This is a genomic window from Burkholderia sp. Bp8963 (assembly GCF_003854275.1).
Classification (GTDB): domain Bacteria; phylum Pseudomonadota; class Gammaproteobacteria; order Burkholderiales; family Burkholderiaceae; genus Burkholderia.
The window spans coordinates 1-14,357 of sequence record NZ_QTQP01000091.1; the positions used below are offsets into that span (position 1 = coordinate 1).

15 protein-coding genes, 1 rRNA gene and 3 pseudogenes are annotated in these 14,357 nt (G+C 61.8%); 11 read left to right on the forward strand and 8 right to left on the reverse strand.

The window, feature by feature from the left end:
* Window positions 1–3: 3 nt before the first annotated feature.
* The 3 genes from rrf to DID96_RS36245 all read left to right on the forward strand — a co-directional run bounded on the left by rrf (window position 4) and on the right by DID96_RS36245 (window position 1,198).
* Window positions 4–116: ribosomal RNA gene (gene rrf, locus DID96_RS36240) — 5S ribosomal RNA — on the forward strand.
* A 582-nt stretch (window positions 117–698) separates the two neighbouring features.
* On the forward strand, window positions 699–839 hold the full coding sequence (locus DID96_RS38585; protein ID WP_185732479.1) for a hypothetical protein: 141 nt from the start codon (window positions 699–701) through the stop codon (window positions 837–839).
* Window positions 836–1,198 carry a hypothetical protein gene (locus DID96_RS36245; RefSeq protein ID WP_124603968.1) on the forward strand — a complete coding sequence of 121 codons (363 nt, stop codon included), beginning with the start codon at window positions 836–838 and terminating at the stop codon, window positions 1,196–1,198. The genes DID96_RS38585 and DID96_RS36245 overlap by 4 nt, the downstream gene beginning before the upstream one ends.
* Before the next feature lie 550 nt (window positions 1,199–1,748).
* Here the strand turns inward: DID96_RS36245 and DID96_RS36250 are convergent.
* Window positions 1,749–2,096, reverse strand: a complete 348-nt coding sequence (locus DID96_RS36250; RefSeq protein ID WP_124603969.1) for a DUF4148 domain-containing protein — start codon at window positions 2,094–2,096, stop codon at window positions 1,749–1,751.
* A gap of 692 nt (window positions 2,097–2,788) precedes the next feature.
* Between DID96_RS36250 and DID96_RS36255 the strand changes: the two genes are divergently transcribed.
* The 5 genes from DID96_RS36255 to DID96_RS36270 all read left to right on the forward strand — a co-directional run bounded on the left by DID96_RS36255 (window position 2,789) and on the right by DID96_RS36270 (window position 5,761).
* On the forward strand, window positions 2,789–3,877 hold the full coding sequence (locus DID96_RS36255; RefSeq protein ID WP_260464147.1) for a glycosyltransferase family 9 protein: 1,089 nt from the start codon (window positions 2,789–2,791) through the stop codon (window positions 3,875–3,877).
* Complete coding sequence (locus DID96_RS39290; protein WP_260464148.1) at window positions 3,867–3,998, forward strand: hypothetical protein; 132 nt, start codon at window positions 3,867–3,869, stop codon at window positions 3,996–3,998. The genes DID96_RS36255 and DID96_RS39290 overlap by 11 nt, the downstream gene beginning before the upstream one ends.
* 66 nt (window positions 3,999–4,064) lie before the next feature.
* The gene (locus DID96_RS36260) at window positions 4,065–4,595 is read left to right on the forward strand and encodes a DUF3005 domain-containing protein (protein WP_124603970.1); all 531 of its coding nucleotides are present in this window, start codon (window positions 4,065–4,067) and stop codon (window positions 4,593–4,595) included.
* A 104-nt stretch (window positions 4,596–4,699) separates the two neighbouring features.
* On the forward strand, window positions 4,700–5,230 hold the full coding sequence (locus tag DID96_RS39295; protein WP_260464149.1) for a hypothetical protein: 531 nt from the start codon (window positions 4,700–4,702) through the stop codon (window positions 5,228–5,230).
* 384 nt (window positions 5,231–5,614) lie between these two features.
* Entirely contained in the window at window positions 5,615–5,761 is a 147-nt protein-coding gene (locus DID96_RS36270) for a DUF3096 domain-containing protein (RefSeq protein WP_124603971.1), read from the forward strand.
* 154 nt (window positions 5,762–5,915) lie between these two features.
* Here the strand turns inward: DID96_RS36270 and DID96_RS39300 are convergent, their stop codons facing one another.
* Window positions 5,916–6,233 carry a hypothetical protein gene (locus DID96_RS39300; RefSeq protein WP_260464153.1) on the reverse strand — a complete coding sequence of 106 codons (318 nt, stop codon included), beginning with the start codon at window positions 6,231–6,233 and terminating at the stop codon, window positions 5,916–5,918.
* On the opposite strand from DID96_RS39300, the gene DID96_RS36275 reads away from it, so the two are divergent.
* A complete protein-coding gene (locus DID96_RS36275; protein WP_260464151.1) occupies window positions 6,142–6,480 on the forward strand; it encodes a BON domain-containing protein in 339 nt (112 codons plus the stop codon). The genes DID96_RS39300 and DID96_RS36275 overlap by 92 nt on opposite strands.
* Window positions 6,481–6,556: 76 nt before the next feature.
* The gene (locus tag DID96_RS36280; RefSeq protein ID WP_124603973.1) at window positions 6,557–7,159 is read left to right on the forward strand and encodes a DUF4142 domain-containing protein; all 603 of its coding nucleotides are present in this window, start codon (window positions 6,557–6,559) and stop codon (window positions 7,157–7,159) included.
* Window positions 7,160–7,420: 261 nt separating this feature from the next.
* Here the strand turns inward: DID96_RS36280 and DID96_RS36285 are convergent, their stop codons facing one another.
* From DID96_RS36285 to DID96_RS36305, 5 genes and pseudogenes are all read right to left on the reverse strand, one after another.
* Complete coding sequence (locus DID96_RS36285) at window positions 7,421–8,740, reverse strand: sodium:proton antiporter (RefSeq protein ID WP_124603974.1); 1,320 nt, start codon at window positions 8,738–8,740, stop codon at window positions 7,421–7,423.
* Window positions 8,741–8,805: 65 nt separating this feature from the next.
* Window positions 8,806–9,765: a hypothetical protein gene (locus tag DID96_RS36290; protein WP_124603975.1), complete on the reverse strand. Its 960-nt coding sequence runs from the start codon at window positions 9,763–9,765 to the stop codon at window positions 8,806–8,808.
* A gap of 7 nt (window positions 9,766–9,772) precedes the next feature.
* Window positions 9,773–10,174: pseudogene (locus DID96_RS36295) on the reverse strand (papd-like protein); the annotation flags it as partial.
* Window positions 10,175–10,217: 43 nt separating this feature from the next.
* Window positions 10,218–11,498, reverse strand: a complete 1,281-nt coding sequence (locus tag DID96_RS36300) for an IS256 family transposase (protein ID WP_124603976.1) — start codon at window positions 11,496–11,498, stop codon at window positions 10,218–10,220.
* A 123-nt stretch (window positions 11,499–11,621) separates the two neighbouring features.
* Window positions 11,622–12,863: pseudogene (locus DID96_RS36305) on the reverse strand (DUF2334 domain-containing protein); the annotation flags it as partial.
* A gap of 306 nt (window positions 12,864–13,169) precedes the next feature.
* Between DID96_RS36305 and DID96_RS36315 the strand changes: the two are divergent.
* Window positions 13,170–13,463, forward strand: coding sequence for a hypothetical protein (locus DID96_RS36315; protein WP_124603978.1), 294 nt, complete (start codon window positions 13,170–13,172; stop codon window positions 13,461–13,463).
* Window positions 13,464–14,214: 751 nt separating this feature from the next.
* On the opposite strand, the pseudogene DID96_RS36320 reads toward DID96_RS36315, so the two are convergent.
* Window positions 14,215–14,357 (reverse strand): annotated as a pseudogene (locus tag DID96_RS36320) (IS630 family transposase); the annotation flags it as partial.

The window sequence follows — 14,357 nt, forward strand, 5'->3', positions numbered from 1 at the left end:
TTGCCTGATGACCATAGCGAGTCGGTCCCACCCCTTCCCATCCCGAACAGGACCGTGAAACGACTCTACGCCGATGATAGTGCGGATTCCCGTGTGAAAGTAGGTAATCGTCAGGCTCCCTAAGCCAAGAACCCCCGCCCGACAGGCGGGGGTTTTTGCATTGGCGCGGCGCAAATGCGTGGTGGCGCAGCTCTGATCTGTTTATCCGACCGCCTACCGCACTAGCGAATGTCACTGTCGGTATCGGAACCGCTGGACGTACCAAGATGCAGTTCCCGATCGAAAGCGCGATTGTGGTACCGGGAGCTTGCGGTTCTACCGCTGGATCACCGTAACGTCATGTGCGGAGGCCAACTCGCAGCTCGTCGCGCGGTCTAACACCGTACTTGAGGACGATGCCGGCGAAACGTGCGACTGCCAGGCGGCGTGGGCGAACGGCGCGCAGAATGGCGGCCGCTACGACCTGAAGCATTTGAGGGTCGAGTCGTCAAACCCGCGCGGCCCCATGCCCGGTAAAGCACACTTCTACACGGCGCGCCACCATCCCGTCACCTGACGCCCGAGCGCTACTCGGACACTTCTCGTCCGACATGCGGCAAGCGCCGATCAAAAAAAACAATACAAGCGTAGAGCGGCTGATGGCGTGGCGCGACCTTGGCGTAGACCAGCCGCCGCCGAAATTCTTCTGAAGAGAAAACATGGCACTGCGAATCATTACCGCCGTCGGCAAATACCTGGCGGCATTGGAGGGCGACGCAGCGGGGAAGGCCAACGAGGCGCACGCCGATGACACCGACGACGCCATCTTCAATCCACAACCAGACGGAGAAATCTCATGAAGAAATATGCATACGTCGCAGCGCTTGCGCTCGCAATCTTCGTCGCCGCACCGGCGGTATTTGCCAGGGGCGCAGGCGGAACGGCTCGCCCCGTTTGCTGGGTCGCTGGCAAGAACGCGATGCAGGCAATCGACCTCCGTAATAACGGTCGCACACGCGACGAGGCGCGAAGCGCGCTGTATATCTCCACGATGGGGCAGCCAGGCAATACGCCCGAATGGATCGCGCGCGACATCATTGATCCGCGCTTGCATGCTGCGTATCAGACACCTGCGTCGGAGAAGATCGACCCGAACGCAGTCGGCGACGCAGTGGTCCGCGAGTGTCAGGCGAGGTTGATGGAAGTCGGAGCGCGTTAGTCACGCATCCGATGTTTGCCTCCGAGAATTAACCTTGACGCAGAGAACAAGGGATTTGACGAGAACTCACTGAAAAGATCGTCGCTCTCGCTTGCAAGCACGTCGATTCCGGAGCGGAAATTCAGTGTTCTGCACGTCATTCGATGACGCATCCCGCCTGCGCCTCACACGGGGGCGCGGGGCCGGGCGAGATGTGTCAGCTCTGAATGACGGCGACGGCGGACATTGGCAGCCGTGGTGTGCCGGATGTCAGGAAAGCGCTCTGTAGCCGTCGCAACGACTCGCTTCCCGAACGGCCGCAAAGGCCGAACTTCCGCAATGTGCCCGCGCGCTACGTCGGCCGCACGCGTTGGCGGTTGGTGTGAGCGACGAAGGCGCGCTCAAAAAGCGCCCGGCCCGGGAGGGCCGGGCCAAGCCATCGGAGGTCCGATGGCGGAGGTATTACATTGAACCGGCCCGATGGGCATGATCGCCACGGCGAGCCGGTCTGTCAGTCGAAATCGATCGGCAGCAGTTCCGGATGAATGAAACCGCTTCGCCCGATCGTGACTTAGTGCCCGCGGTACAACGACTTCATCTCGTCATTGGCGCGCGGTTGCATCATCTTCCCGGGCTTGCCGGCCGCCGCGGCCGCTTGCGCTTCGTTGCCGACGCCACTGTTGTCGACGCCTTGTGCCTGCGCGACGGCATGCTGTTGCGCCACGCGCGCTTGCGCGGCCTGAATGGCCTCAGGGTAGTGCGGGTCTTCGCCGGTCGCCGGGTTGTAGCCTGCCTGCTCGAGTTCGACCAGCTCCGCGCGCACCTGGGCGCGGGTCAGCGGCGCATTGCCTTGCGCGAACACGGCGACCGGAGCGGCAAGGGCAGCGGCAACGACGACGGCTTGAATCAGGTTCTTCATGATGCTTACCTCCATTTTTTGGTGTCTCGCTACGAACACCTTGTTCGTAACCGATGACTGCAGTCTAGGTAAGCGAGTGCTTAAGAGATATACGGTGCCGGGGAAGAGCGTGTTCCTGAATCTTCACGTAATCGTGGCGATTGGCGCTGACGGGCAACAGCACTTGCGGCGGTGGGGGCGGTTTCCGGAAGGGCGAGGTTGCCATCACCCTATCCGGGCGTGAGTTCAGGCAGACGCAGGAGTCGTGTCGGCTGCGCGTGGACGACTTGACCCTGCCAGATCGCGCACACGCGACGCCGGACGCGCTGGCGCTCTGAACGGCAGCGAGCGCGTTTTACAACCTGATATAAAAAATGCCAACCGGCAGCGGCAGCCCTGCGCGCGGTCATGTTGCGTGACCTCGCTGGCAAGGCATGCTTGCCGGGCACGGAAATCGCTCCGACACAGGGACGGACGCTCGTTGTTCCGATCCTTTCAAGAGGTGCATGTGATTCGATTTCCCGGTTCAGCCGCCGCATCGCGGGCGTGCTTGTTGCGGTGCGTGGCGACGACGCCTGGCGTCGCGTTCGACGCGTGCTGGATGATCGGCGACATCCCCGACGACATCGAAGCCGGCCGCGTGGAAAGCCACCGTGCGCTCCGTTCAGCGGTGCGACGCTGAACGATGCGCGGCATTTCAAGATGTTTTTCCCATGATGAACGATCCTCCCGAACCGGTGCCGGACGCGCCTGCGCGGTTGCATGTCGCGGTGTTCCGCGCGTTGCAGCTTGGCGACATGCTGTGTGCGGTGCCAGCATTGCGTGCGTTGCGGCATGGCGAACCGCACGCGCGGATCACGCTGATCGGCCTGCCGTGGGCGCGAGAATTCGCGTCGCGGTTCGCCGACTACATCGACGTCTTCATCGCGTTTCCCGGCGTGCCGGGCTTCGCCGGACCGGACAATCCTGATGCGGGGCAATGTGACACGTTCTACGCGACCTGTCGCGTGAGCCGCTTCGATCTCGCGATCCAGCTGCATGACAACGGTACGCATGCGAATGCAGTCGTCACGGCGCTTGGCGCGACGCGCACCGCAGGCTTCGCGCCGTCAGACGGCCGGGCGGCGCCGCTCGACTGCGCGATACCGTGGGTCGACGGCGAAACGGAGATCGCGCGCAACCTGGGCCTCATGCGGCGCCTCGGCTACGACGACTGCGGCGATTATCTGGAGTTCCCGCTGAGCGGCCTCGACTACGCGATCTGGCATGTGCTCTGCGACAAGTATGACCTCGTGCCCGGCCGCTACGTGGTCGTCCATCCGGGTGCGCAACTGGCGTCGCGGCGTTGGCCCGTCGAGCGCTTTGCGGGCGTCGCGCGGTGGCTCGCGGACGCTGGCTGGCGAATCGTGCTTACGGGCGCACACGAGGAAGCGGCACTGGCTGATGCGTTCGTCTCCGGCCTCGGCCGCCCGTGCGTAGATCTGTGCGGGCGAACGCCGCTCGGGGCGCTCGCGGTACTGATCGGCCGCGCGCGGCTCCTGCTTTGCAACGACACGAGCGTCTCGTACGTCGCTGCGGCACTCGGCACGCCGAGCGTCGTCGTCGCGTGCGGAAGCGACGTCGTGCGCTGGGCGCCGCTCGACCGTGAACGGCATCGCGTGCTCGCAAACTACCCGTCCTGCCGGCCGTGCATGTTCGAGACCTGTCCGTACGAACACGCGTGCGCGACCGCCATCAGCGTCGACGACGTGATCGGTTGTGCCAACCAGCTGCTTGGGGAGGAGACTTGTCATGCTCCTTAGTGTCGGGGCACGCGGCACGCAAATTGCGGCAATACCCAATACCAGCAAGCGGCGCGACGCCGGCTCGACGAAAGAGGGCACGATGAATGCCAGACAATTTTTCCACGTCAACCGGTTTTGAGCGCGCGTTCGCGCGCACGACGCCATTCGACAGGGCTGGCCCGCGCCGGCCCAAACAGGAGGGGCGATGCAGCATTCCAAATCAGACCGCGCGCCGAAGCAACGGCAGCAAGTCACCGAGAACCGCGACTTGAAGACGACGGCCACCGGCCATGACACGCCGGACGTCGCACTGCGGCGGCTGTCGCCGGAAGCTGTCGCGGCAAAGGTCCCGACGGGGCTGCCGCCAATCGATGTCGACACGTACGCAAGCGACAGCGGCGATCCCGTGCGGCGCGCCGCGAGCCGGATCGTGACGCTCGACAATGCCAACATGGCCGCAACCGACAACGCGGTCGACGTCGACGGCAAGGGCATGGAGGCGCGCCAGGACGCGTCGAAATGGCACGACAACGTGATCTATTCGAACGCATCGCTCGACGACAGTGTCGATACGCTGGACGAAGGGCTCGGCGGATTCGAGAGCCGTCCGGACGGCAACCTGCCGCTGGTCTCGGCGCGACCCGGCTGGCGCGTCTGTCATGTGAGAACCGTCGATATCTCGCACGGCGACGGCAAGCGCACCGAGCACGTGATCCGCTTCGAGCGGATTGACTGAACCGGCGCCCGCGTTGAGCGACGTTCCGTGCGACGCCCGTTGCGACGCGCGGCGTGCCACGCCGGGTTGCGGCGCCGTCGTTCCTGGCCCCGTTGTAAAAACGCATGCGCGAGCGCGTCGCGTTCGACGTCGAGATGCAGCAGCCCCGTGCCGGCCGGCCCCGGAAACGTGTCGCGGGCGCGGCATGGGAGTTGCTGAATATCGACGCTGATCCACTTCCTTCCGAGGCATTCGGATCGACGGTCGGCGCCGGCCGCTACCGCTCGCGATCCGGCTACTTGCAGGAGAACATCATGCATTCACTCCCCCGTAGTGGGCCCGAGCATGACGAGATGGACGCCAACGTCGATCTCGATATGACCGTCCAGGTCGACGAGGCAACGGGCCGAATTTCCTTCCACGCGGCATGGGCCGTCCCCGGCGACGCAACGCAGCACACGGTCGTGCTAGCGCTCGAACTGAGCGCAATGGAGCGGTATGCCGTGCTCGATGCCGCTGCGCGCGAACGCGTGCACATGGTGCTGCACGACAATGTGCAGCACATGATCGACCGGCTGCCGGATCAGCAACTGCCAGCCATGCTGACCGTCGAATTGACCGACGCGATGCTCGACGTGGCGAGTCACATGCAATAGCGATCTTTGTGCCGACGCGTGACCGCGCAGGGGCCGCGTTACATCCGATTTGAACATGCGGAATCGGCAGGCATCGATTCGAGGAGGACATCATGATTCGCGTCGTAGCGCTGCACTTCCCGGTGCATCGCGGGCCGGAAAGTCAGCGATCGCGACATGCGACGTCATGTAATACGGCCTGCAACCTCGGGCAGAGCCTTTCGCTTCGTGTCCGGAGATTCGCAGCAAGCTTCGGGTCCATCGCCTGTTACGACGGGGTAATCGGATGTCGATTGGCAACCTGTTCACTTTCAAGCGACGTTGCTTCCCGTGAAGCAGCGAGACTGACACGTGGGTCGGAACCTTTCGCGGCGATTTCGCGATCGACTGTTAAGGGGCATTGTCATGCATGCATTCACGAATTTGAGCCCGTTGGTCTCGCTGATCGCCGGAATTCTGATTCTGGCGGTACCGCGCCTGTTGAATTACATCGTTGCGATTTACCTGATCGTTATAGGCTTGCTGGGGCTCTTCGGAGGGCATTTCCACTGACCGGATTTCGGACTCGGGCGCGTGATGGGTAACCACCCCGCTGATGCGGCCGGCGTCACCCGCCGGGAGAGGAGGCCCCGTTCGCTCGCCCCGCATGCTCGCGTCCGGCACCCGCATGCTCTGCCACGCATACCAGCATCGTCGCACCCCACATTCAAACGACGTATCCGTCGCGCGACGTGGGGAGGACCAATCGGCGTTCAATCGGATCCGTGCGTTGCGGTGCGGTGAGACCCCGTGTGCACGCACGCGGCACGCGAATTGCGGCAGAGTCAGCAAGCGGCGCGACGCCGGCTCGACGAAAGGGGGGCACGATGAATGCCAGACAATTGCAAGCATGGTCCGCATGGCTGAAGCGCCATCCGGCGAAACGGCTCGGAATGACGGTCACGATCACGGCGGCGGCATTTTGCGCTGCCGCGTCGCCGAGCGTGATGGCGGCGGGCGATGACGGTTCGGCTTCGTCATCCATGTCGTCGTTGGCAAAGACGGCCGGCACGAAGATTCGCGACGCCACGATCACGACCAAGGCGAAAGCTGCGCTCGTCGGCACGAACGACCTGAAATCTGGTGACATCCACGTGAAGACGCGGAACGGCAACGTCGTGTTGACTGGCAGCGTGCCCGACTTGCACCAGCGCACGCTCGCCGTCAACACCGTGAAGCAGGTCGAGGGCGTACAGGAGGTGCGCGACCAGCTCACGATCCGCGCGAGGTGACGCAGGCACCGGCGTACGTTTCGGCGGAACTTGGGCGGCTGATGGCGGCGACTGCCGTCACGCCAGGAGGTATCAAATGATCACAATCCATCGGGGGATCGCAGTGCTGGCCGTCAGCGCGCTGTTCGCGGTCGCCACGCACGCGCAGATGCCGGGCGAACCGCCCGCATCGAATACGCAGATCCCGCCTGAAATCATCAAGCCGGCGCCGGGCCCCGACGACGCACGGATCAGCAAGCAGGCGCAAGGTGTCGACGCGGAATTCGTCGACCGTGCCAGGCTCGCCGACGTGAGCGAGGTGCAGGCAAGCCAGATCGCGCTCGAGAAATCGACGTCGCCGGACGTTCGCGCGTTCGCAAAGCAGATGGTCGGGGACCACGGCAAGGCGAACGAGCGGCTGCGTGCCCTCGCTGCGCGCAAGGGCGTGCCGGAACAGACTGTCAGGATCGTCAATCCGGATGTCGAGGCGTTGCGCGACAGGAGCGGCCGTGACTTCGACACCGCATATGTCTCCGCTGCCGGCCCGGACGCTCATCGTGAGGCGATCCGGCTGTTCGAGAACGAGGCGCGCGATGGCAAGGATCCCGATTTGCGCGCATACGCGAAGGCGACGCTGCCGACGCTCAGACATCATCTGGCGGCCGCGCAGGTGCTCGAACGAAAGGTGGGCGCGCAATGAGCATTTGCGTGTTGTCTGGCATAGGCTGCGCCGTGATTTCTGGCCCCGTTGTAAAAAACGCATGGATTCCGCGCTAAGCAGCAGGGTACGGACCTGCGCCGCAAACGATCGCGTCGACGCTGGCGCGACGACGAAGCCTCGCGACACACCATCGACACCGAAACTATCGCGTCGCCACGACAGCGAGACACCGCGCCAGCGCGTGATGGTCATGCTGACGGACCGCTTCACAGCGACGATCGGCTCGGTGATATCCGTTCGTCAGCGGTGTCGATGTGGCCGGTGATACCACTTCATCAGCGGCGTCGCGGACATGCCATGTGCGATCACCGACGCGGCGATGATCGCGAGCACCGGCGCCGCGAGCGGACGAACGACATCGGCAGGCCCGTATTCGAGTGCAAACGCGAGGTAGTAGAACGAGCCGATTCCGCGGATCCCGAACCATGCCATCAAACGCCGCTGCGCGAGTGTCGCGCGAGACCCCGTGAGCGACAGCATGACTGCGGCCGGGCGCACGACAAGGAACAGCGCGGACGCGAGAGCGGCCGATCGCCACGTGACGAGCGGGGCTGGCGTCGCCGCAAGGAAGCTGCCGACCATCGTCATCACGATCGCTTCCGCGATGCGCTCGAGCTCGATCGTGAAGCCCAGCACCGATTCCGCCATGTATGCGTGCGTCTTGTCCGGATGTTGTTCGGTTGTGACGACGTCCGCCGAATCGATCTTGCCGATCACCTCGTGCGGCGCGCGGTCGCCGCTCGCGCGATGCTCGACGCGCCGCATTGCCACGCCCGCGGCGAAGGTCGCGATGAAGCCGTACGTGTGCGCAAGCTGTGCGGCGCCGAACGACAGCACGATCAGCGCGAGCGCGAAGAAGCCTTCGAGGCCGAGTGCCTGCGCGTGCCGTGTCCGCAGCCAGCCGATCGTCATCGTCGTCGCCCAGCCGAGCGCGCCGCCGATCGCTGCTGCGCCCGCGATGCCCCACAGCGTGGCGGCCGCGAACGCTGCCGACAGCGTCGGCATCCCGTGGGGAACGGATGAAGCGCCGCACAGCAAGAGGCCAGCAAGCGCGAACGGCAGTGCGATCCCGTCGTTCAGACCGCCTTCGCCCGACAGCGCGAAGCGCACGAGATCACGGTCACCCGGATCGCGCACCTGCACGTCATGCGCGAGCACGGGGTCGGTGGGCGCGAGTATCGCCGCGAGCAGCAGCGCGGGGCGCCAGTCGAGGCCGAGGACGAGCACCGCGCAAACGGCGAGCAGCGGTACCGTGACGGCCATCGCGAGCAGGCCGAGCCGGCACGGCAAGAGCCACAGCCGGTCGGACAGCGGCACCCGCAGCCTCAGGCCGATCGCGAACAGCGACACGAGCAGCGCGATTTCGACGAGCAGGCGCAGCAGCGGCGCGTCGCGTTCGAGGTCGAGATGCAGCAGCCCTGTGCCGGCCGGCCCGAGTGCGATGCCGATCAGCAGATAGATCATCGCGGTGCTGCACGGCAGATCGCGCAGTGCCGACGTCGTGATGCCCATCGTCATCAGTACCACGCCGACGATCAGATACCAGAGAGTTTCGTGCATCAAGGGCGGGCCGCAATTTGCGTGCCGTGCGGCTTCGACACTGGGACCGCAGATGCGAAGGAGGATCAGGGCTCCGTACCGGCTGGCCCAACAGGGACCAGCCTGGTTGCCCTGGTTGTCAGCTCGTGGGTGAGATCGTCAGACACATAGTGAGGGCCGTCGAACAGATAGATCGGATAGCCCCGATAGGCCAACAGTTGCTTGGTCAATTCTTCGGCGCTTGCTGCACGGAATCCGCCACGCTCGGCTGGCCGAAAGGCTTCGGCGATGACCCGCACGCGTTGTTTGCCCAGGCGTGAAGCCAGCTCATCGAGGTAGGCGCGTGCGACGTATGGCTCGCGCGCATATCCTCCACAGCCGTCCTGAAAGAACACGCCGACATCGGACGGCAGCCAGGATGCGAGCCAGTCCGCCAGCGCTTTTCCGCCGATATTGGTCTGGTCGTAGACGCTCACCCAAAGCGGACGTGGCAGTCGCTGCAGGATCTCGGCAAGCTTGGGCGCCTCCTGCCAGGTCGGATCGATTTCGACGGGGAAGTAGTAGCCGGTGACATGCAGTGGCATAGGCCGGCGCGCCACCTCTGCGGACACGTCCGCAAGCTTCGACAGGTGGGTGCGCGCACGTTTTTCATCCTGGTACCCGGCAAGGCCCAGGATGACGTTCCTGGCCCACGGCGCACGACTGATGCGTTCCCAGTCGGGAAGGTGCGCCGCCGTATGGATTCCGGTGTCGGCAACGTACGCGGTATCGTCGACAACCACCCATTGGACCAGCAAATCGTGTACGCCGAGCATCTGCCAGTTGCCGACGGGGTTCGTCGTCGCGTTGTCCACCTGCCAGACGATGCCGTCGGCGTGGACGTCGTCATGCGCTGTCCAGCTGCAGGCGGCCACGACGAACGATACACCGATTGCCGCGAGCATCGCCGCTCGGGGCGAACGCGAGCGCGTCCCCGTCCCCGCAGGGAGGCGGTGCCGCCGTCCTGCCTGCCGGATCTGGCCCGAGTCGCACGTGGCTGCTGCCATGCCGGCATCACTTGGCAGTCGTGCCGTCTACCCATGTATAGCCGAGGTTCGTGATGCCTGTTATCAAACTCTGGAAGTCCTGATACGCCGGCAATCCGAGATCGGGTTCGAGCCAGTACGGGTGGAAGAAGAAAGACGCGAAACCATCTCGCACCACTGAGCCATATTGAGCGTTTGTGACGAGTTGTTGCCACGTATACGTGATACACGAGAAGCGGTCGACATTGCAGATGTTGTATTGGATGCTGCCCAGGTTCTCCGGGATGATCCGCTGACCGTAGTAATCGGCGTTGATGATGTACGGGAAGAACTGCCCGGCTGAAAAGTCCTGGTTCGGTGCGCCCGTTCCCAGTTGGGGATTGACCGCGGTGTAATAGACAGCCCGCTGGAACGTCGTCGGAAACTGGGCGGGAGTTAATGTCAAGTCTGGTGTATGCGTGGTCAGAGCATGATCAAGCGGCAAGCGGTTGCTGAGCCGGTGCGCTTTCGATCACCGGAACGCCATCCTCGAAGGGAATACCCTTCAGAAGCTGTTCGATTCTTTCGGCGCCGCGAATACGACGCCACGACTGCTCAGCCGATTCAACGAGCTTGAACGCCAAGCCGAGGAACGTCGCGCGCGACAGGCAATTGCGCGCGCGGCTCGTGCGATGGCGCACGGTGGCGAACGTCGACTCAATCGGATTGGTTGTTCTCAGGTGCTGCCAGTGCTCTGCCGGGAAGTCGTAGAACGCAAGCAGTTCGTTGCGATCCTTGGTGAGCTTCTCGACGGCCTTCGGGTACTTGGCGCCATACGTCGCGATGAATCGCTCGAACGCGACGAGTGCCTCGGCACGAGTGGCGGCATTCCAGATTTGCGCCAGGTCTGTTTTCGCGCGGCCATGCTGGGCCTTCGGCAAGGCGTTGAGCACGTTGCCGATCTTGTGGAACCAGCAGCGTTGTTGCTTAGTCTGCGGGAACACTTCTTCGAGCGCGGCCCACAAGCCCATCGCGCCGTCACCCGCTGCCAGCAGCGGGCCGGCCTGCAAGCCACGCGCCTTCAGATCCAGCAGCAGATCCCGCCACGATGCCTTCGATTCCCGATAGCCGTCGGCAATCGCCACGCGCTCCTTGCTGCCGTCCGGCTTCACACCGATGATCACCAGCAGGCATTGGCCGTCGCTGTCCTCGCTGCGCGCGCCAGTATGAATGCCGTCGGCCCACCAATAGACCCAGCGTGCGTGCTTCAGATCGCGCTTGTTCCACTGCTCGAACTCTTCGGCCCATTGTGCCTTCAGCCGCACCACGACGTTCGGCGAGAGCCCCTTGGCATCATCGCCCACCAGCACGCTCAACGCCTCGCTCATATCGCCCGTCGAGATGCCGCGCAGATAAAGCCACGGCAGCGCGGCCGACACCCGCGGCGAGCGCCGCACGTACGGCGGCACGAGGCTCGAATTGAACTTCACGCCCGAGCCCGAGCGGTCGCGCACCTTCGGCACCTGAACCGGCACCGGGCCGATGGCCGTGACAATCTCGCGCTCGGGCAAGTAGCCGTTACGCACGACTGCACGCCGACCCTCCAGCGTCTTCACGTTCGAATACCGTTCGAGCAACGCCGCCAATTCCGCCTCGATCGCCTGTTGAATGATTTGCCGCGCGCCTTGCTGGATCAGATCGTCCAGGCCCAGCGGCCCCTTCATTTCCGTTGCTGCTGCTTGACTGTTGTTCTCTTCCTGCGTACGTTTCGCCATGGTGGTGGAGCTCGGTTGCTGGTTTGTTACCCTGAGAAAGCAACATTCTCAGCCAACCGCCACCGCCTTCCTCAAATTCCCCGCCCGCCGCTGTACACCAGTTCCGAGATTAGCTCACTGGGCGGCAGCGGCCGACGCAGCGAGCGGCGAGACCTGGTACTGCGGCGCGGCCCATCCGACGACCTTGTAGCCGTTGCTCGTGAATTCGTTCAGACCGTCCGTCATTCTGCCTGCAGCCCATTGAACCGAGTCCTCATTGACAGGACGGTTCTGGACCGCGTACCAGAACTCGTAATCGCTGCCGCTGACCGCATTTTGCAGATTCGGCGTCGAATCGTACTGGTGCGTCTCGCCGTGCATCACGATCGAGCCGCCACGCGTCAGCGCATAGTTCAGTGCACTCTTGAGGCCCGTCGCATTTGCCAGGTGGATGGTCTCGGCAACGCCTCCGTTGTAATAGCCGTTCGGATCCATGTACAGAGGAATGGTTGCCATGGTGAACGGAATCTTCTTCGAGTACAGGTAATCCGTGAGCGTTCTCATCGAACTCGTCGTTGTAAATGCGTCAAGATCCTCGAGACGTACGAGCGCACGATGGTTCACCGGCGCATTGGTCTGCAGGATGTCGTGCAGCACGTCGCATATCACCAGGTATCGATCGGTCGGGCCGATGTAGGAAAACGGCACGTCCGCGAAATACCAGAAGTTGCCCGAGCGCATGATGTACGGCGTAGTTGCCCCATTCTGGCTGTTCTTGATCGTGACGAGTGCTTGCGCCTTGGTGGCGTCGATGACTTGAGTCAGTCCTACATCCGGGTCCGCATTGATGGCGCCGGTCGATGCGTCATATGCATAGTACTTGACCATCGACATGTTCTTGTAGCTGACGGTGTCGTAGAAGCCCGGATTCGGATTGCTTGAAGAAGGTGTTGCGTTCAGCCCGGCAAGGCCATTAAAGCTGAAGCCGAAGGTCTGGTTGAAGGTGTAGGCGGAGTTCCATGCCAGTTGCCACAAGTTGTATTTGAACCAGACCACGGTCTTCGTGGTGGCCATCACGTCGTTCATGAACGTCGTAGGAACCGGATTGTTGTAGTAGTCGCCTATATAGAACGTGACGTCGTGGTTCGTTACCATTCCGGCCGTATAGTTCTGTATCGGAACGAGGTCCACTGTCGTATTGAAATGGCCCAGCAAATTTCGCAACATGATGCTGTACATCAGGCCAAGCTTCGAATAGGGATCGTTGGCCGGATTGTCGTATAGCACGAGTGTGTGTGCCGTAGTAAGTTGAGCGCTCGCCGTACTCGGCAGCATGACTTGCGCGAGGCCGGCAAGCAGCGCGATGACGAGCAAGATCTTTTTCATGACCGTTTCTCCTAGTCACGTTCCACACCGTTACCGATTCGCTTGACGGACTTCCTGTTGAAGGGAGGACGTCCAGTCTCCTTGTAAGCCTTCTTCCATCCCTCGTCGGACATCCCTGGTTTCACGATGACTTGAGCGGAACCGTTTGGCAATGGAGGGGCCTTTGCCTTTACGACAGAGGAATTGCCTTTCCCCTGTGCGTTCGCGTCAGGAACGGCAAGCGCGAAGGCTAGCGTAGAGATGGATACGATGATCGCTCCAACGGCGTTCAACTTCCGCCAAAATGGACGATTGCGATAAGGCTTCATGATTTTTCATCCTTTGATAAGTCTAATAAAATCGCATTGCCAATTACGGGTTCATAAAAAATCGATTAAAAATAGAGCCAATTGCAATCATGTTATGGCCTGCGGGCTTTGGGCGCGGAAAAATCCGGTTTGGTTAATCGTCATTTGTTTCATGAAGGCAAGAAGCGTACCTTGCGCCGCAAATGCACGCACGGCCGGGACGCCAAAATTTACGCGTTATCAGAGCCTGAAATTTTTTTCAATAAAAAGCGGTTCGATTGTAAAACGCGCCAATGATGCGGTTATCGACTGACAAACGCGCGACATCAACTCCGACAATTCAGGGAAAACCAGTTCCTCTTTGCGTATTGCGGATAGTGGCGAAGTTATTAAATGCGGATGAGTCGCGCCAGATATGACGACCTGGAGGGCAACAATTTCGGACACCGCGGGCGCGGGTTCCTTCGGCACATTGTCTCTGAAACTGCATGACGTTTTTTCGATGATGTCAATCAGGTCCTGCGTGGAATATTTAAGTCATTTCTCATCGGATAAAAGAGTCCGTTGTTTCAGAAATACAACATTTTGCTCGAATTCAGCGGGGAAACTTTTTGGGGCGCACTCAAATGCCCGGAGTCTCAGGGGTGGCGCAACGATGGCACGCGATTTGCTTTTAATGAGCGGTACTTTGAAAAACAGGGGGCTTGGAGCGTTGCGGGAAGTCTGATCGAGAGCGGAAGCCAGCGTCGATGGCGCAGGGCGATCACGGCAGGAGATTAAGGGAAGCGCGCGAAAATATATTTGCCACAAACCACCCAGCGAGAACGTTGCATCTTCAATGATGTTACGTACGCGTATCGAAAACACTCGACGCTCAACTGAAATTTCTCGAGCCAGGGAGTTTTGTACAGCGTAAATCACGAAGTGGGTGTGGCGAGGTCGACGAGGACAGGCAGAGATTCTTCCTTCGTTGGTGCAGGGAGAGGCGGAGTGTGACGTTAAAGAAAATACAGGTAAAAAATGACAGGAAGCATGATATGGAGCGCGTATTTATACGCGCTTACTCATAGGTCAGAAATATAGCGGACAGATGGATGTCTGAAGAACGCGCGGACGAGCTTCGGGTCTTGCCCAATTTTTTCAAGCTGTTCATGGATCCGCGGCCCGAGTTTTTCACCCTTTTGCAAAGGGCGTCGCGCGACGCCGC

Bases quoted from the DNA above. Each gene is read 5' to 3' on its own strand.
- DID96_RS38585 (WP_185732479.1), top strand. From the start codon at position 699: ATGGCACTGCGAATCATTACCGCCGTCGGCAAATACCTGGCGGCATTG.
- DID96_RS36245 (WP_124603968.1), top strand. From the start codon at position 836: ATGAAGAAATATGCATACGTCGCAGCGCTTGCGCTCGCAATCTTCGTC.
- DID96_RS36250 (WP_124603969.1), bottom strand. From the start codon at position 2,096: ATGAAGAACCTGATTCAAGCCGTCGTCGTTGCCGCTGCCCTTGCCGCT.
- DID96_RS36255 (WP_260464147.1), top strand. From the start codon at position 2,789: ATGATGAACGATCCTCCCGAACCGGTGCCGGACGCGCCTGCGCGGTTG.
- DID96_RS39290 (WP_260464148.1), top strand. From the start codon at position 3,867: ATGCTCCTTAGTGTCGGGGCACGCGGCACGCAAATTGCGGCAATACCC.
- DID96_RS36260 (WP_124603970.1), top strand. From the start codon at position 4,065: ATGCAGCATTCCAAATCAGACCGCGCGCCGAAGCAACGGCAGCAAGTC.
- DID96_RS39295 (WP_260464149.1), top strand. From the start codon at position 4,700: ATGCGCGAGCGCGTCGCGTTCGACGTCGAGATGCAGCAGCCCCGTGCC.
- DID96_RS36270 (WP_124603971.1), top strand. From the start codon at position 5,615: ATGCATGCATTCACGAATTTGAGCCCGTTGGTCTCGCTGATCGCCGGA.
- DID96_RS36275 (WP_260464151.1), top strand. From the start codon at position 6,142: ATGACGGTCACGATCACGGCGGCGGCATTTTGCGCTGCCGCGTCGCCG.
- DID96_RS39300 (WP_260464153.1), bottom strand. From the start codon at position 6,233: ATGGATGACGAAGCCGAACCGTCATCGCCCGCCGCCATCACGCTCGGC.
- DID96_RS36280 (WP_124603973.1), top strand. From the start codon at position 6,557: ATGATCACAATCCATCGGGGGATCGCAGTGCTGGCCGTCAGCGCGCTG.
- DID96_RS36285 (WP_124603974.1), bottom strand. From the start codon at position 8,740: ATGCACGAAACTCTCTGGTATCTGATCGTCGGCGTGGTACTGATGACG.
- DID96_RS36290 (WP_124603975.1), bottom strand. From the start codon at position 9,765: ATGGCAGCAGCCACGTGCGACTCGGGCCAGATCCGGCAGGCAGGACGG.
- DID96_RS36300 (WP_124603976.1), bottom strand. From the start codon at position 11,498: ATGGCGAAACGTACGCAGGAAGAGAACAACAGTCAAGCAGCAGCAACG.
- DID96_RS36315 (WP_124603978.1), top strand. From the start codon at position 13,170: ATGATTTTTCATCCTTTGATAAGTCTAATAAAATCGCATTGCCAATTA.